The organism is Streptomyces sp. NPDC047079, from assembly GCF_040643755.1.
Taxonomy (GTDB): domain Bacteria; phylum Actinomycetota; class Actinomycetes; order Streptomycetales; family Streptomycetaceae; genus Streptomyces.
In genome coordinates this window covers 154168-168604 of sequence record NZ_JBEYUZ010000006.1, presented here as the reverse complement: position 1 = coordinate 168604, position 14437 = coordinate 154168, and the positions used below count along the sequence as shown (strand labels likewise).

General features: G+C 69.1%; 13 protein-coding genes. 4 read left to right on the top strand and 9 right to left on the bottom strand.

The genetic code is table 11. From position 1 onward, the window contains the following. Positions 1-121: 121 nt before the first annotated feature. The 4 genes from ABZ823_RS11650 to ABZ823_RS11635 form a co-directional block, all read right to left on the bottom strand. Positions 122-1759, bottom strand: coding sequence for a cytochrome bc complex cytochrome b subunit (locus tag ABZ823_RS11650; RefSeq protein ID WP_361657237.1), 1638 nt, complete (start codon positions 1757-1759; stop codon positions 122-124). Beyond that, the gene (locus ABZ823_RS11645; RefSeq protein ID WP_361657235.1) at positions 1756-2814 is read right to left on the bottom strand and encodes a Rieske 2Fe-2S domain-containing protein; all 1059 of its coding nucleotides are present in this window, start codon (positions 2812-2814) and stop codon (positions 1756-1758) included. Before ABZ823_RS11645 ends, ABZ823_RS11650 begins: the two co-directional genes overlap by 4 nt. After that, positions 2811-3623: a c-type cytochrome gene (locus ABZ823_RS11640; RefSeq protein WP_361657232.1), complete on the bottom strand. Its 813-nt coding sequence runs from the start codon at positions 3621-3623 to the stop codon at positions 2811-2813. The genes ABZ823_RS11645 and ABZ823_RS11640 overlap by 4 nt, the downstream gene beginning before the upstream one ends. 113 nt (positions 3624-3736) lie before the next feature. Next, on the bottom strand, positions 3737-4357 hold the full coding sequence (locus ABZ823_RS11635; protein WP_361657230.1) for a heme-copper oxidase subunit III: 621 nt from the start codon (positions 4355-4357) through the stop codon (positions 3737-3739). Between the two features lie 182 nt (positions 4358-4539). Between ABZ823_RS11635 and ABZ823_RS11630 the strand changes: the two genes are divergently transcribed. Then, entirely contained in the window at positions 4540-4941 is a 402-nt protein-coding gene (locus tag ABZ823_RS11630; RefSeq protein WP_361657227.1) for a hypothetical protein, read from the top strand. Positions 4942-5095: 154 nt separating this feature from the next. Here the strand turns inward: ABZ823_RS11630 and ABZ823_RS11625 are convergent, their stop codons facing one another. From ABZ823_RS11625 to coxB, 4 genes are all read right to left on the bottom strand, one after another. Beyond that, complete coding sequence (locus ABZ823_RS11625; protein WP_361657224.1) at positions 5096-6367, bottom strand: Ig-like domain-containing protein; 1272 nt, start codon at positions 6365-6367, stop codon at positions 5096-5098. Positions 6368-6495: 128 nt separating this feature from the next. Next, complete coding sequence (locus ABZ823_RS11620; protein ID WP_361657222.1) at positions 6496-6894, bottom strand: cytochrome c oxidase subunit 4; 399 nt, start codon at positions 6892-6894, stop codon at positions 6496-6498. Next, entirely contained in the window at positions 6891-8633 is a 1743-nt protein-coding gene (gene ctaD / locus ABZ823_RS11615; protein ID WP_361657220.1) for a cytochrome c oxidase subunit I, read from the bottom strand. Before ctaD ends, ABZ823_RS11620 begins: the two co-directional genes overlap by 4 nt. Beyond that, positions 8630-9589: a cytochrome c oxidase subunit II gene (gene coxB / locus ABZ823_RS11610; protein ID WP_361657217.1), complete on the bottom strand. Its 960-nt coding sequence runs from the start codon at positions 9587-9589 to the stop codon at positions 8630-8632. The genes ctaD and coxB overlap by 4 nt, the downstream gene beginning before the upstream one ends. A gap of 258 nt (positions 9590-9847) precedes the next feature. Here coxB and ABZ823_RS11605 point away from each other — a divergent pair, with 258 nt between their 5' ends. Next, positions 9848-11224, top strand: coding sequence for an aminotransferase class V-fold PLP-dependent enzyme (locus ABZ823_RS11605; protein ID WP_361657214.1), 1377 nt, complete (start codon positions 9848-9850; stop codon positions 11222-11224). A 90-nt stretch (positions 11225-11314) separates the two neighbouring features. Here the strand turns inward: ABZ823_RS11605 and ABZ823_RS11600 are convergent, their stop codons facing one another. Further along, positions 11315-12289, bottom strand: coding sequence for a carbohydrate kinase family protein (locus ABZ823_RS11600; RefSeq protein ID WP_361657211.1), 975 nt, complete (start codon positions 12287-12289; stop codon positions 11315-11317). Between the two features lie 132 nt (positions 12290-12421). Between ABZ823_RS11600 and ABZ823_RS11595 the strand changes: the two genes are divergently transcribed. Together ABZ823_RS11595 and ABZ823_RS11590 are read left to right on the top strand one after the other, a co-directional pair. Then, positions 12422-12631, top strand: coding sequence for a hypothetical protein (locus ABZ823_RS11595; protein WP_361657208.1), 210 nt, complete (start codon positions 12422-12424; stop codon positions 12629-12631). Between the two features lie 159 nt (positions 12632-12790). After that, entirely contained in the window at positions 12791-14374 is a 1584-nt protein-coding gene (locus ABZ823_RS11590) for a hypothetical protein (RefSeq protein ID WP_361657205.1), read from the top strand. Positions 14375-14437: the final 63 nt, after the last annotated feature.

Below are 14437 nucleotides of genomic sequence, written 5' to 3'. Positions count from 1 at the left end.
GTCGATGTCCCGGTCGGGGACGCACGTTCCGAACAGGTCCACCCTATCCAGCCCGGGACACGGCAAAGGACCCCGTCCAGGAGGACGGGGCCCTTCGACCGTGGCGTGGCGCGCGCAGCGATCAGTGGTGGCCGTGGCCGCTCGTGATCTCCTTGTACTCCTCGACCGTGGGCTTGGGGATCTGGTTGTTCTCCCCGTAGTAGGCGTTGCTCAGCCTGGCACGCAGCTTCTCCGGGCCCTTGACCTTCCGCTCGACGCCGTTCTCGTCGACCGTCGGGCCGATCTCGGCCGGCTTGTACTGCTCGTGCGCCGTGAGCGTGTGCAGCTGCTCCTGGCTGAGCGGCTCGTGGACCTCGATGAACTCACCGTGCGGCAGCCGCTTGATGATGCCCGACTCACGGCCGTGCAGCACCTTGTCGCGGTCGCGGCGCTGAAGGCCGAGGCAGATCCGCTTGGTGACGATGAACACGAGCACCGGCACCACGAAGAAGGCGATGCGGACGAACCAGGTGATCGCGTTGATCGACAGGTGGAAGTGCGTGGCCCACAGGTCGTTGCCGCCGGCGACCAACAGCACGAAGTACCACGCGATCCAGGCGGCACCGAAGGCCGTACGCGTCGGCGCGTTGCGCGGGCGGTCCAGGATGTGGTGCTCGCGCTTGTCGCCCGTGACCCAGGACTCGACGAACGGGTAGACCGCGATCGCGACCAGGACCAGCGGGAAGATCATCAGCGGGACGAGCACGCCCAGGGCGAGCGTGTGGCCCCACAGGTTGATCTCCCAGCCCGGCATCGTACGGATGAGACCCTCGGAGAAGCCCATGTACCAGTCGGGCTGGGCGCCGGTGGACACCTGGTCCGGACGGTAGGGGCCCATGGCCCAGATCGGGTTGATCTGGGCGACCGCCGCGACGGCCGCGATGACACCGAAGACCAGGAAGAAGAAGCCTCCGGCCTTGGCCATGTAGACCGGCAGCAGCGGCATGCCGACGACGTTGTTGTTCGTCTTTCCGGGACCCGCGAACTGCGTGTGCTTGTGGTAGAAGACCAGGATCAGGTGGCCGACCACCAGGCCGAGCATGATGCCCGGCAGCAGCAGGATGTGGATCGAGTAGAACCGGGCCACGAAGTCGCCGCCGGGGAACTCGCCGCCGAAGAGGAAGAACGACAGGTACGTGCCGACGATCGGCACGGACAGGATCGCGCCCTCCATGAAGCGGACACCGGTGCCGGAGAGCAGGTCGTCCGGGAGCGAGTAACCGGTGAAGCCGGTGAACATGCCCAGGACGAACAGCAGGAAGCCGAACAGCCAGTTGATCTCACGCGGCTTGCGGAACGCGCCCGTGAAGAACACGCGCATCATGTGCACGAACATGCCGGCGAGGAAGATCAGCGCCGCCCAGTGGTGGATCTGCCGGATCAGCAGACCGCCACGGACGTCGAAGCTGATGTGCAGCGTCGAGTTGAACGCCTCGCTCATCAGCTGACCCTGGAGCGGCACGTAACTGCCGTGGTACACCACCTCGTTCATCGAGGGGTGGAAGAACAGCGTCAGGTACACACCCGTGAGGATGATGACGATGAAGCTGTAGAGGCAGACCTCACCCAACATGAACGACCAGTGGTCGGGGAAGATCTTGCGCATGTTCGACTTGGCCAGGGAGTAGATCCCCAGGCGGCCGTCGGCCCAGTCGGCGAGGCGCTCGCCGGCCGGTGCCCCTCCGCGCGAAGCGGACTCATTGCTCGGTGTAGTGCTCATCCGCGCTCCCAGAAAGCAGGACCGACGGGCTCTTCGAAGTCGCCGAGCGCCTCGAGGTAGCCGTCCGCGTTGACGCCGATGCGCAGCTGCGGCAGGGCGTGACCGGCCGGGCCGAAGATGACCCGGGCACCGTCGGAGAGGTCGAAGGTGGACTGGTGGCACGGGCAGAGGACGTGGTGCGTCTGCTGCTCGTACAGGGAGATCGGGCAACCGACGTGGGTGCAGATCTTCGAGTAGGCCACGATGCCCTCGTGGGACCACTCGAGTTCCTTCTTGTCCTTGATGTTCTCCGGCTGGAGCCGGACGAGCATCAGGGCCGCCTTGGCGATCTCCTTCTGGAAGTCCTCGTTGGTCTCCTCCAGGCCCTCGGGCTTGGCGAAGGTGAGGGAACCGACCGCGACGTCCGACGGGCGCATCGGCTGGTTCGTGTTCATGTTGACGATGAGCCTGCCCTTGCGCCACATCGTGTGGCGCAGCTTGGTGCCGGGCAGCGGACCGAGGTCGCGCAGCAGGAACAGGCCGGAGAGCGGCACCAGGGCCAGCGCGCCGAACATCGTGTTCCGGATCAGCGTACGGCGGCCGAGCTGCGACTCCTTGGCACCCTCCTGGAAGTCGGCGAGGACCTTCGCCTTGACCTCCGGCGGGGCCTCGATCGGGTGACGCTCGTCGGCGACCTCGACGTCGGACATCAGGGTGCGGGCCCAGTGGACCGCGCCCGCGCCGATCGCGAACAGCGCCACGCCCAGCGTCAGGCCGAGCGCGAAGTTCATCGCGCTCAGGTGCCCGATCGGGAAGACGTAGATCGACCTGTCGTTCGGGATCGTGACGTACGAGGCGATGAAGCCGAGGGTGGCCAGCATCGACACGGTGAACAGCATGGCGACCGTGCGCTCGGAGCGCTTGGCGGCCCGCTCGTCGATGTCCTGGACCCGGTGCTCGTGCGGCGGCAGGCCCGGGTCGGCGAACGGGTTCTCCTCGTCCGCGACGGCTACGGCACCGTGCTCGGTGTCCTGCTCGGCGGGCAGGTTCTCTTCGGGAATGTCTTGGCTACTCATGACTTCTTGGCCTTTGCGGTCCGAGCGGCGACCCAGACGGCGACCGCGATCAGCGCGCCCAGTCCGAAGATCCAGGCGAAGAGGCCCTCGGAGACCGGGCCGAGACCGCCCAGGTCGAGACCGCCGGGGTTCTCGGTCTGGTCACCGTTGACCGCCTTGAGGTAGGCGATGATGTCCTTCTTGTTCTGCTGCGACAGCGTGGTGTCCGGGAAGGACGGCATGTTCTGCGGGCCCGTCTGCATGGCCTCGTAGATGTGCTTGGGCTCGACGCCCTCGAGGCTCGGCGCGAACTTGCCGTGCGTCAGGGCGCCGCCCTTGCCGGTGAAGTTGTGGCACTGCGCGCAGTTGGTGCGGAAGAGCTCGCCGCCCTTGGCGATGTCGGCGCCCTCGGGGCTGTAGTCGTTCTTCGTCGGCACGTCCGGGCCGGCGCCGAGCGAGGAGATGTACGCCGCGAGCTGGTCGATCTGGGCCTGCGTGTAGATGTTCCTCTTCTTCGGCACCTGGGCGCCCTGGGAGGTGGCGGCCGGCATACGGCCGGTGCCGACCTGGAAGTCCACGGCCGCGGCGCCGACGCCCACCAGGCTCGGACCGTCGGAGGTCCCCTGACCGCCGGTGCCGTGGCAGCTGGCGCAGCCCACCTGGTAGAGCTTCTTGCCCTCCTCGATGGCGAGGGACTGGGAGGTTTCATCGGCCTGCGCCTTGCTCGCGGGCGCGAACGCGGCGTACAGCCCCCCAGTGGCCGCCAGCGCGAGGAGTAGGACGACGACAGCCGCCAGCGGATGGCGTCGTCGTGCGGAGAGCTTTTTCACGGATTACCCCGGTGTCAGGATCTTCTGCGTCGATGCTTCTGGAAATGGATCGGATCGTCGCGGGCGATCGGTTCTCCCCGTTCGGGTGACCTTCCGCCGCGGCCGAAGGCCGACTACCTGATCATGTAGATCGTGGCGAAGAGGCCGATCCAGACGACATCGACGAAGTGCCAGTAGTAGGACACGACGATGGCGGCGGTCGCCTGCTCGTGGGTGAACCTCCGCGCCGCGTAGGTGCGGCCGAGGACCAGCAGGAAGGCGATGAGACCACCCGTCACGTGCAGGCCGTGGAAGCCGGTGGTCAGGTAGAACACCGAGCCGTACGGGTCCGAGGAGAGCGAGAGGCCGTCCTTCTTGACCAGCTCGGTGTACTCGAAGATCTGCCCACCGACGAAGATCGCCCCCATGATGAAGGTGACGATGAACCAGCCCCGGAGCTTCTTCACGTCACCGCGCTCGGCGGCGAAGACGCCGAGCTGGCAGGTCAGAGAGGAGAGCACCAGGATCGTGGTGTTGGTCGCCGAGAACGGGAAGTTGAGATGGCTCGCCATCTCCTTCCAGTGAGTCGGCCCTGTCACCGATCGCAGGGTGAAGTACATCGCGAAGAGGGCCGCGAAGAACATCAGCTCGGAACTCAGCCAGATGATGGTTCCGACGCTGGTGAGGTTCGGCCGGTTGACCGACGGGTGCGCGTGCCCGGTATCTACTGTCGTTGCTGTCGCCACGACCGACATTATGTCGGGCGCTTATCCCGCCCTCACTCCGGGGGGTGCCGTTCGGAGTGTCCGTACCGTCTGTAGTGCCCGTATGGCCCATCGAAGCCGTGTGCGGACCGCTGTTGACCCGGTGTGCAAAGGAGTAGCATCCGCCCCAACGTTCCGTACGACGGCAGACACCACTGCGTACCGGAGGAAGCATGCAGCCGACCGCCACGGTGCTGGTCTACAGCGACGACTCCCGCACCCGCGAGCAGGTGCGGCTCGCGGCCGGGCGCAGGCCCGCGCCGGACGTTCCCGAGGTCCGGTTCGTGGAGTGCGCCACGCCCGACGCGGTCGTCAGGGAGCTGGACAAGGGCGGCATCGACGCATGCGTGCTGGACGGCGAGGCCGTGCCGATGGGTGGCATGGGCGTGTGCCGGCAGATCAAGGACGAGGTCTTCCACTGCCCTCCGGTGCTGGTGCTGATCGCGCGGCCGCAGGACGCCTGGCTGGCGACGTGGAGCCGGGCCGACGCGGCGGTCGCGCTGCCGGTGGAGCCGGTGGAGTTCGCCTCCGCGCTGGCCTCGCTGTTGCGGCGCCGGGCTCTGGCGAGCACCTGACCGCTTCCTCCCGTTCCTCCTGTTCCTCCTGTTCCTCCCGTTCTTCTTGCTCTTCCGGGGCCTGAGGACTCGGTGACAGCGCCTGGTCGGCCTCGGCGGGCCCGCCGTGATGGGGCCCGCCGACGGGTCGGAGCCGCCCGCGGTCACGACCCGGTCACACCGACTGCGGGCGCAGCCTCGCCCTGTCCGCCGCGCTCGGGCCCTGTTTGTCCGGGGCCAGGGCGCTGCCCTTGCTCCAGGCGTCCCAGTCGAGGTTCCAGTCGCCGTAGCCGTTGCCGAAGGGGTCCATCTGCTTGCCCCGGGAGTTGACGACCTGGACGATGTCGCCCAGCCGCACGGTGTTGAAGAACCAGTGGGCGTTGCCGGTTGTCATCCCGGTGCAGCCGTGGCTGACGTTGCGGTAGCCCTGGAACCCGACGGACCAGGGCGCGGCGTGCACGTATTCGCCGCTCCAGGTCACCCGGGCCGCCCAGTAGACCATCAGGTCGAAGGAGTCGTTGGAACTCGAGGAGATGCCGATGGTGGTTCCGCGCATACGTACGGCGGGCTGCTTGGCGATGACGACCTTGACCCCGTTGCGGGTGTCGTAGCCGGGCCTGCCGGTGGTGACGGGGATCCGTCTGAGCACCTCGTCGTTCTTGTAGACCGTCATCCGGTGCGCGCCTGCGTCCGTGACGGCGATGAGGCGGTCGCCGGTGGTGAGCCGTACCGGCTTGCTGTCGGCGCCCCACAAGCGGTCCGAGACCTTCACGCCGGCGAGGCTGCTGCTCACCGTGACGGTGGCGTGGGCGGGCCAGTACTCCTTGGGGCGGTAGTGCAGCTCCTTGTCGTTCACCCAGTACCAGGAGCCCTCGACCTCGGGCGCCGACTCCACCTTGAGGGAGCGCTCGACGATCGCCCGGGACGCCTTGTCCTTGACGGGCTCGCTGAGTTCGGCCGTGACGGGCTGGCCGACGCCGTAGGTGCCGGCCTCGGGGCCGAGAGCGACGTTCAGCAGCTTTTTCTTCGGGGCGGCGGTGTCGAACTCGAGGAGCTTGCGGCCGGGTAGGCCGTCCTCGTCCTCGATGCTCACCCGCACCAGGTAGTGGGTGCCTGCGGCCAGCGGTGAGGTGCTGTGCCAGCGGCTGCCGTCGGCGGTGAGTTCACCGGCCACGTAGCGTCCTCGGGAGTCCACGGCCGTGACGTCCGTGATGCGTCCGTCCGAGTCCGAGGCGGTGATCTCGAGTGGCTTGTCGGGATCGGCCTTCTTTCCGTTGTCGTCGGGGGCGTTGTACGAGATGTCGTCCGCCGCGTCGAACGGATGCACGGCGAGCGGGTCGCCGTCTGTGCCGCAGGCGACAGGGCCCGCGGCGAGGGTTATCAGCAGCAGGGTGCAGCCGACGACCGTGCGGCGTCGTGGCCCCCGGAAGAACACTGAGTGGCTCATGACCTCACGCTATGAATCCCGTCCGCCCGCGGCGCGCCGAGTGATCCGTGCGGGGGACGTGAAGCGTGGCAAAAGAGGGAGCCCGGACACTTCGGAGAGTGTCCGGGCTCCTGTGCGCTCGGCGCGTGTTACTGGGTGCGGTTCTCGCCGCGGTAGTACTCGAAGACCCAGCCCCACAGGCCCACCAGGATCAGCGGGGCGGAGAAGTACATCAGCCACCAGCCGACCGCGATGGCCAGGAACGCGAAGGCGCCACCGACGGCCAGGGCGAGCGGCTGCCAGCTGTGCGGGCTGAAGAAGCCGATCTCACCGGCGTCGTCCGCGACGTCGGCCTCCTTGTTGTCCTGGGCGCCCGCGTCGACCCGCCGGGCCGTGAAGGCCAGGTAGTAGCCGATCATCACGCTCAGGCCGAAGGCCAGGAAGAGCGCGGTGGTACCGGCCGGTTCCTTCGACCACAGGCCATAGATGATGGCCATGGCGAGCATGAAGACGGCCAGCCAGAGGAACATCTTGCCCTGGATTTTCACTTTCCGGCCTCCTTGCCACCGGCGACGGCCTTGCTGCCGGCACCCGCACCCGCGAGCTCGAGCTGCTCGAGAGCGGTGATCTCCGGGTGGTGCAGGTCGAAGGCGGGCGATTCGGAGCGGATCCGCGGCAGCGTGAGGAAGTTGTGCCGCGGCGGCGGGCAGGACGTCGCCCACTCCAGCGAACGGCCGTAGCCCCACGGGTCGTCCACGGCCACCGGCTTGCCGTACTTCGCCGTCTTCCACACGTTGTAGAGGAACGGCAGGATCGACAGCCCGAGCAGGAACGAGCAGATCGTCGAGACCGTGTTCAGGGCGGTGAAGCCGTCGGCCGCGAGGTAGTCCGCGTAGCGGCGGGGCATGCCCTCGGCGCCCAGCCAGTGCTGCACCAGGAAGGTGCCGTGGAAGCCGACGAACAGCGTCCAGAAGGTGATCTTGCCGAGGCGCTCGTCGAGCATCTTGCCGGTGAACTTCGGCCACCAGAAGTGGAATCCGGCGAACATCGCGAAGACGACCGTACCGAAGACCACGTAGTGGAAGTGCGCCACCACGAAGTACGAGTCGGAGATGTGGAAGTCCATCGGCGGCGCGGCCAGGATGACACCGGTCAGACCACCGAAGGTGAAGGTGATCAGGAAGCCGGTCGCCCAGAGCATCGGTGTCTCGAAGGACAGCGAGCCCTTCCACATCGTGCCGATCCAGTTGAAGAACTTCACGCCGGTCGGGACGGCGATGAGGAACGTCATGAAGGAGAAGAACGGGAGCAGCACGCCACCGGTGACGTACATGTGGTGCGCCCACACCGTCACGGACAGACCGGCGATGGCGATGGTGGCACCGATGAGGCCCATGTAGCCGAACATCGGCTTGCGGCTGAAGACCGGGATGATCTCGGAAATGATGCCGAAGAACGGTAGCGCGATGATGTACACCTCTGGATGGCCGAAGAACCAGAAGAGGTGTTGCCACAGCAGGGCGCCGCCGTTGGCCGCGTCGAAGACGTGGGCACCGAACTTGCGGTCCGCCTCCAGGGCGAACAGCGCGGCCGCGAGGACCGGGAAGGCCAGCAGGACCAGGACACCGGTCAGCAGCACGTTCCACACGAAGATCGGCATGCGGAACATGGTCATGCCGGGCGCGCGCATGCAGATGATCGTGGTGATGAAGTTGACCGAGCCGAGGATCGTGCCGAAGCCGGAGAAGGCCAGACCCATGATCCACATGTCGGCGCCGATGCCCGGCGAGCGGACCGCGTCCGACAGCGGGCTGTAGGCGAACCAGCCGAAGTCGGCCGCGCCCTGCGGGGTGAGGAAGCCACCGACCGCGATGAGCGAGCCGAACAGGTAGAGCCAGTAGGCGAACATGTTCAGTCGCGGGAACGCCACGTCGGGCGCGCCGATCTGGAGCGGCATGATCCAGTTGGCGAAACCGGCGAACAGCGGCGTCGCGAACATCAGCAGCATGATCGTGCCGTGCATCGTGAACGCCTGGTTGAACTGCTCGTTCGACATGATCTGCAGACCCGGCCGGGCGAGCTCGGCGCGCATGAGGAGCGCCATGACGCCGCCGATGCAGAAGAACGCGAACGACGTGACCAGATACAGCGTGCCGATCGTCTTGTGGTCCGTGGTGGTCAGCCACTTGACGACGACGTTGCCGGGATTCTTGCGCCTGACCGGCAGCTCGCTCTCGTAAGAGGCCTCAGCTGCGGCGGCACCCTGGGGTTCGTTGAGGATGCTCACAGGTTGTTCGTCTCCCGGTTCTTCTCGTGGCTCGTCTGCGCGATGCCCGCGGGGATGTAACCGGTCTGCCCCTTCTTCGCCAGGTCCTTGAGGTGCTGCTCGTAACGCTCGGGCGAGACGACCTTCACGTTGAACAGCATCCGGGAGTGGTCGACACCGCAGAGCTCGGCGCACTTGCCGCGGAAGGTGCCCTCCATGTTGGGGGTCACCTGGAAGGCATTGGTGTGGCCCGGGATGACGTCCTGCTTCATCAGGAACGGCAGCACCCAGAAGGAGTGGATGACGTCGCGCGAGGTGAGGACGAAGCGGACCGTCTTGCCCTTGGGGAGCCAGAGGGTCGGGCCGGGGTTGTTGTTCTGCGGGTTCCGCGTGCCGGGCGTGCCGAAGTCGTAGACACCGCCGGCGTTCGCCGGGAAGTCCCTCTTGTACCGGTCCGGGATCGCCTTGAGGTTCGGATCGGTCTTGGCGTCACCGGTCACTCCGCCGACGGGGGTGACGTAGTTGAAGCCCCAGCTCCACTGGTAGCCGACGACGTTGACCGTGACGTCGGGCTTCTTGTCGAGGCTGAGGAGCTTCGACTCGTCGCGGGCGGTGAAGTAGAAGAGCACCGAGACGATGATGAGCGGGACCACCGTGTACAGCGCCTCGATCGGCATGTTGTACCGGGTCTGCGGAGGAACCTCGACCTTGGTGCGGCTGCGCCGGTGGAAGAACGCGCTCCACAGGATCAGGCCCCAGACCAGGCAGCCGACGGCGAGCGCGGCCGCCCAGGATCCCTGCCACAGGGAGAGGATCCGGGGAGCCTCTTCCGTGGTCGGGGTGGGCATACCAAGGCGGGGGAAGTCCTTGTATGTGCAACCGGTGGCGGTCGCCAGGACCAGGCCCGCGGTCAGTGCCTGCAGCAGCTTCCGCCGCATCGGGCGCCGCGGCGAGCGGTCGGAGCCGTTGGGACTCACGTAGCGCCTTCCCGAGAGTCTCGCCCGCGCGGTTGGCTGCGGCCTTCTCGCTGGTCGGTCGCCGCCCTGCGTCGGGCAGGGGTTTGGATGTTTATGCGGACCAAACCCTACTGGACGCCATTTGGGGCTGCGCGGGGAGGGTACCCAACGCGCCGCCGGACACCCCGAAGGGAGGGAATGCCCGGTTGCGGCCCCCTTCCGGCAGGTCCTTAGGCCGCTGCGAGGGGCCGCGCGGTTCGCAGGAGTTAGCGTTGCGGTGTGTCCTACTTCGACGCCGCCTCCGCCGCTCCTCTGCATCCCGTCGCCCGTCAGGCCCTGCTGGCCTCCGTCGACGAGGGGTGGGCCGACCCCGCCCGGCCGTACCGCGAGGGGCGGCGGGCCCGGCTGCTGCTGGACGCGGCGCGCGAGGCGGCCGCCGAGGCGGTGGGCTGCCGCCCGGACGAGCTTGTGTTCACCCCTTCGGGCACGCGGGCGGTGCACTCCGGGATCAAGGGGGCGCTGGCCGGCCGCCGCCGGGTCGGACGTCACCTGATCGCGTCCGCGGTCGAACACTCCTCTGTCCTTCATTCGGCGGAGGAGTTCGAGGCCGACGGGGGAACGGTGAGCCGGGTTCCGGTCTCCCGGTCGGGCACGGCCGGCGCGGAGGCGTACGGGGCGGCGCTGCGCCCCGACACCGCGCTGGCCTGCCTCCAGTCCGCCAACCACGAGGTGGGCACGGTGCAGCCGGTGGCCGAGGTGGCCGCCGTGTGCCGTGCGGCGGGGGTGCCGCTGCTGGTGGACGCGGCGCAGTCGCTGGGCTGGGGCCCGGTGGAGGGCGACTGGTCGCTGCTGACGGCAAGTGCGCACAAATGGGGTGGACCCTCAGGTGTCGGACTTCTCGTCGTACGGAAAGGGGTGCGGTTCGCGCCCCAAGGGCCCGTGGACGAGCGGGAGTCGGGTCGGGCGGCCGGATTCGAGAACATCCCGGCGATCGTGGCGGCCGCGGCGTCGCTGCGCGCGGTACGGGCGGAGGCGGCAGAGGAGGCCGCCCGGCTGCGGGAGCTGACCGGGCGGATCCGGGCGCGGGTGCCGGAACTGGTCCCCGATGTGGAGGTGGTGGGCGACCCGGTGCGGCGGCTGCCGGGGATCGTCACCTTCTCCTGTCTCTATGTCGACGGGGAGACGGTGCTGCACGAGCTGGACCGTGCGGGCTTCTCCGTCTCCTCGGGGTCTTCCTGTACGAGCAGCACGCTGACCCCGAGCCACGTTCTGAAGGCGATGGGGGTGCTGAGCGAGGGCAACGTCCGGGTGTCGCTACCGCCGGGGACGCCGGCCGAGGAGGTCGACCGGTTCCTTTCGGTGCTGCCGGACGTCGTCGCGGCGGTGCGCGAGAAGCTCGGCGCGCCGGCTCCGCGGACGGCCGCGCACGAGGACGCCCTTCTCGTCGACGCCCTCGGCAAGCGGTGCCCGATCCCGGTGATCGAGCTGGCCAAGGTCATCGAGGACGTCCCGGTGGGCGGCACGGTGCGCGTCCTGTCGGACGACGAGGCGGCCCGCCTCGACATCCCGGCCTGGTGCGAGATGCGGGGGCAGCAGTACGTCGGGGAGGAGCCGGCGGAGCGGGGCTCCGCCTATCTGGTCCGCCGGCTCTCTTAGGGCGCGTTTCGACGGGACCTTCGAAACACGCCCTGGGCGTCCCGTTCGGATCAGCCCGGGTCCCGCGACGTCCCGGGGGGCGGCCCGCGGTCAGGCCAGGTGCTCCTGGACCTCCGCCGCGGCCTCGTCGCCGTAGGCCTTGGTGAAGCGGTCCATGAAGTGGGCCCGGCGCAGCTGGTACTCCTGGGTGCCCAGCGTCTCGATGACCAGGGTCGCGAGCATGCAGCCGACCTGGGCCGCGCGCTCCAGCGGAACGGCCCAGGCGAGGCCCGACAGGAAGCCCGCGCGGAAGGCGTCGCCGACGCCCGTCGGGTCGACCTTGGCCGTCTCCTCCGGCACACCGACCTCGATCGGGTCGTCGCCGGACCGCTCGATGCGCACGCCACGCGAGCCGAGCGTGGTCACCCGGTGGCCCACCCGGGCCAGGATCTCGGCGTCGGTCCAGCCCGTCTTGTTCTCGATGAGCCCCTTCTCGTACTCGTTGGAGAAGAGGTAGGTCGCCCCGTCCAGCAGTATCCGGATCTCGTCGCCGTTCATCCGCGCGATCTGCTGGGAGAAGTCCGCGGCGAAGGGGATGTCCCGGGAGCGGCACTCCTCCGTGTGGCGCAGCATCGCCTCCGGGTCGTCGGCTCCGATCAGCACCAGGTCGAGGCCGCCCACCCGGTCGGCGACCGTCTTGAGCTCGATGAGCCGGGCCTCGCTCATCGCGCCGGTGTAGAAGGAGCCGATCTGGTTGTGGTCGGCGTCGGTGGTGCAGACGAAACGGGCCGTGTGCTGGGTGTCGGAGATACGGACGGAGGCCGTGTCCACCCCGTGCCGGTCCAGCCAGGCGCGGTACTCGTCGAAGTCCGAGCCCGCCGCGCCGACCAGGATCGGCCGGGTGCCGAGCTGCCCCATGCCGAAGGCGATGTTCGCGCCCACCCCGCCCCGGCGTACGTCGAGGCGGTCGACCAGGAAGGAGAGCGAGACCGTGTGCAGCTGGTCCGCGACGAACTGGTCGGCGAAACGACCGGGGAAGGTCATGAGGTGGTCGGTGGCGATGGAGCCGGTGACTGCGATACGCACGACGAGGCACGCTCCTGTGGAGGAGGGGGATTGACAGTTCACGCTACCCGGTCGACCGGACCCACTGAAGCAGGCGAAACTACCCAATAGTAGATCTTTCTTCGCCGGCTTCCGCGTGCCTACGGTTCCGCTATGACGAACCTCGAGTTCCACGGCACGGGCCCGCTCGACCCGGACGGAGAGCTGGCGGCACTGCGCGGCGACTGCGCCCGGATGGTCCCGCACTGGGCCGCGCCCGAGAAGAGCGCCTCCCGGCCGGTCTCCCCGTCCCTCATCCACGGCGTCCGTGTGCCGCCCGCCTCGGCGCGCCTCCTGGAAGCGATGTCCGACTACGGGGACTGACCGGCCCGCCCCCGGGCGCGCCCACAAGGGAACCGCGCGCTCCCCCATCGCGTCCCATCGCCGTCCCCCTTGAAGGGGAGGCGGTATACGACCCCTGTGTGCCGCTTTCCGACGCGGCGGGGTCTACCGGGACAGCAGTGGAGCCGAAGGAGCGATGCGGTGAGCACCGAGCGACCCGACGACACGAACGGCGCATCCGGCGTCACCGACGATCCGAACGGCGGATCCGGCGTCACCGACGATCCGGGCGGCACCGCGCCACGGCGGCGCTCCCCCGCGGTGGTCGCCTCGGTCGCGGCCGCGGTTTTGCTCCTGGGCGGCGGCGGGGCCTTCCTCGCGGCGAGCGCGTCCGGCGGATCGGGCGGTGCCCCGGCGCCGGGCGGCGACGGCGCTCCCCCAGTGCTGGCCCTCGACGGCTACAGCGAGGGCGGCGCTCCCGGGATCGCGGTGGGCGAACCCAACCCTTACGGCACCACGTACACCGTGCGCGGCCCGCTGCCCGACGGGCCGAAGTCCGCGCCGGTGTACTGGGCGAAGGGCCGGGTGACGAAGGACGAGGTGGCGCATCTCGCCAAGGCCCTCGACCTGAGCGGCACGCCGAGGCTCGTCGGGGACACCTGGCAGGTGGGGGCGGTGAAGGACAGCGCCGAGCCGAATCTGCGGGTCAACAGGGACGCGCCGGGCACCTGGACGTTCAGCTCCTATGTGCCCGGCACCGACAACTGCCCCCGGGGCAAGATATGCCGGCCCGCCGGGTCCGGGGCGGCGGGGGCGCGGCCGGGCCCGGTGAGCGAGGAGGCGGCGAAGCGGGCGGCCGCTCCGGTGCTCAAGGCGGTGGGCCAGGACCGCGCGAAGCTGGACGCGTCCCAGCTCATGGACCGGGTACGGGTGGTGAACGCCGAACCGGAGGTGGGCGGGCTGCCGACGCACGGCTGGACGACGGGACTGCGGATCGGCTCCGAGGGCAAGGTGATCGGCGGCAGCGGCAACCTCACGCCACCGGTGAAGGGCGCGGCCTATCCCGTGCTCGGCGCGAGGAAGACACTGGACCTGATGAACGGCGCGCCGTCGCCGTACGGCCGCGAGGGCATCGGCGGCTGTCCCGGCCCCGTACCGGTCAAGGACCGGGACGAGGCGCCGTGCAGGGCGGGCGCGTCCACGCCGCAGCGGGCGTCGGCGTCCGTGGTGGGCGCGGTGTTCGGGCTGGCCGTGCACTCGGTGGGCGGGAAGGCGGTGCTGGTGCCGTCGTGGCTGTTCGAGGTGCGGGGCGCGGGCGGCGGGGACGGCTTCACGGTGACGTATCCCGCGGTCGAACCGCGGTATCTGGCCGCGCCGCGGCCGCCCGGGCAGCCGAGCGGGACGCCGGTCCCGCAGCCGAGCCCGTCGACGAGCGGCCCCGGGGGCCGGCCCTCGCCCGCGCCGACGCACCGTGAGGCGAAGGTGCTGGGTTACACCGCCGACGGCCGAGGGCTCACCATCGCCTACGCGGGCGGGGTGTGCGCCGACTACGCGGCGTCCGTGCGCGAGGACTCCGAACGGGTGACGGTGACCGTGACCGAGACGCCCTGGAAGGGCAGGGTCTGCATCACGATCGCCAAGGTCTACCACGAGACGCTGCGCCTGAAGGAGCCGCTCGGGGACCGCCAGGTGGTGGGCTCGGACGGCAGGCCGATCCCCAAGGACACGGCGGACGCGCCGCCCGCGGCGTCCCCCGGCGGTGCGAAGTCCACGCTCCCCCGGTGACGGCGGTCCCTGGCAACGCGAAGGCGGCGCCCCCCGGGAGGGGGCGCCGCCTTCGGGCACAGC

Excerpts from the sequence above, each read along its gene's own strand:
- ABZ823_RS11650 (WP_361657237.1), bottom strand. The coding sequence starts at position 1,759 with ATGAGCACTACACCGAGCAATGAGTCCGCTTCGCGCGGAGGGGCACCG.
- ABZ823_RS11630 (WP_361657227.1), top strand. The coding sequence starts at position 4,540 with ATGCAGCCGACCGCCACGGTGCTGGTCTACAGCGACGACTCCCGCACC.
- ABZ823_RS11625 (WP_361657224.1), bottom strand. The coding sequence starts at position 6,367 with ATGAGCCACTCAGTGTTCTTCCGGGGGCCACGACGCCGCACGGTCGTC.
- ABZ823_RS11595 (WP_361657208.1), top strand. The coding sequence starts at position 12,422 with ATGACGAACCTCGAGTTCCACGGCACGGGCCCGCTCGACCCGGACGGA.
- ABZ823_RS11635 (WP_361657230.1), bottom strand. The coding sequence starts at position 4,357 with ATGTCGGTCGTGGCGACAGCAACGACAGTAGATACCGGGCACGCGCAC.
- ABZ823_RS11645 (WP_361657235.1), bottom strand. The coding sequence starts at position 2,814 with ATGAGTAGCCAAGACATTCCCGAAGAGAACCTGCCCGCCGAGCAGGAC.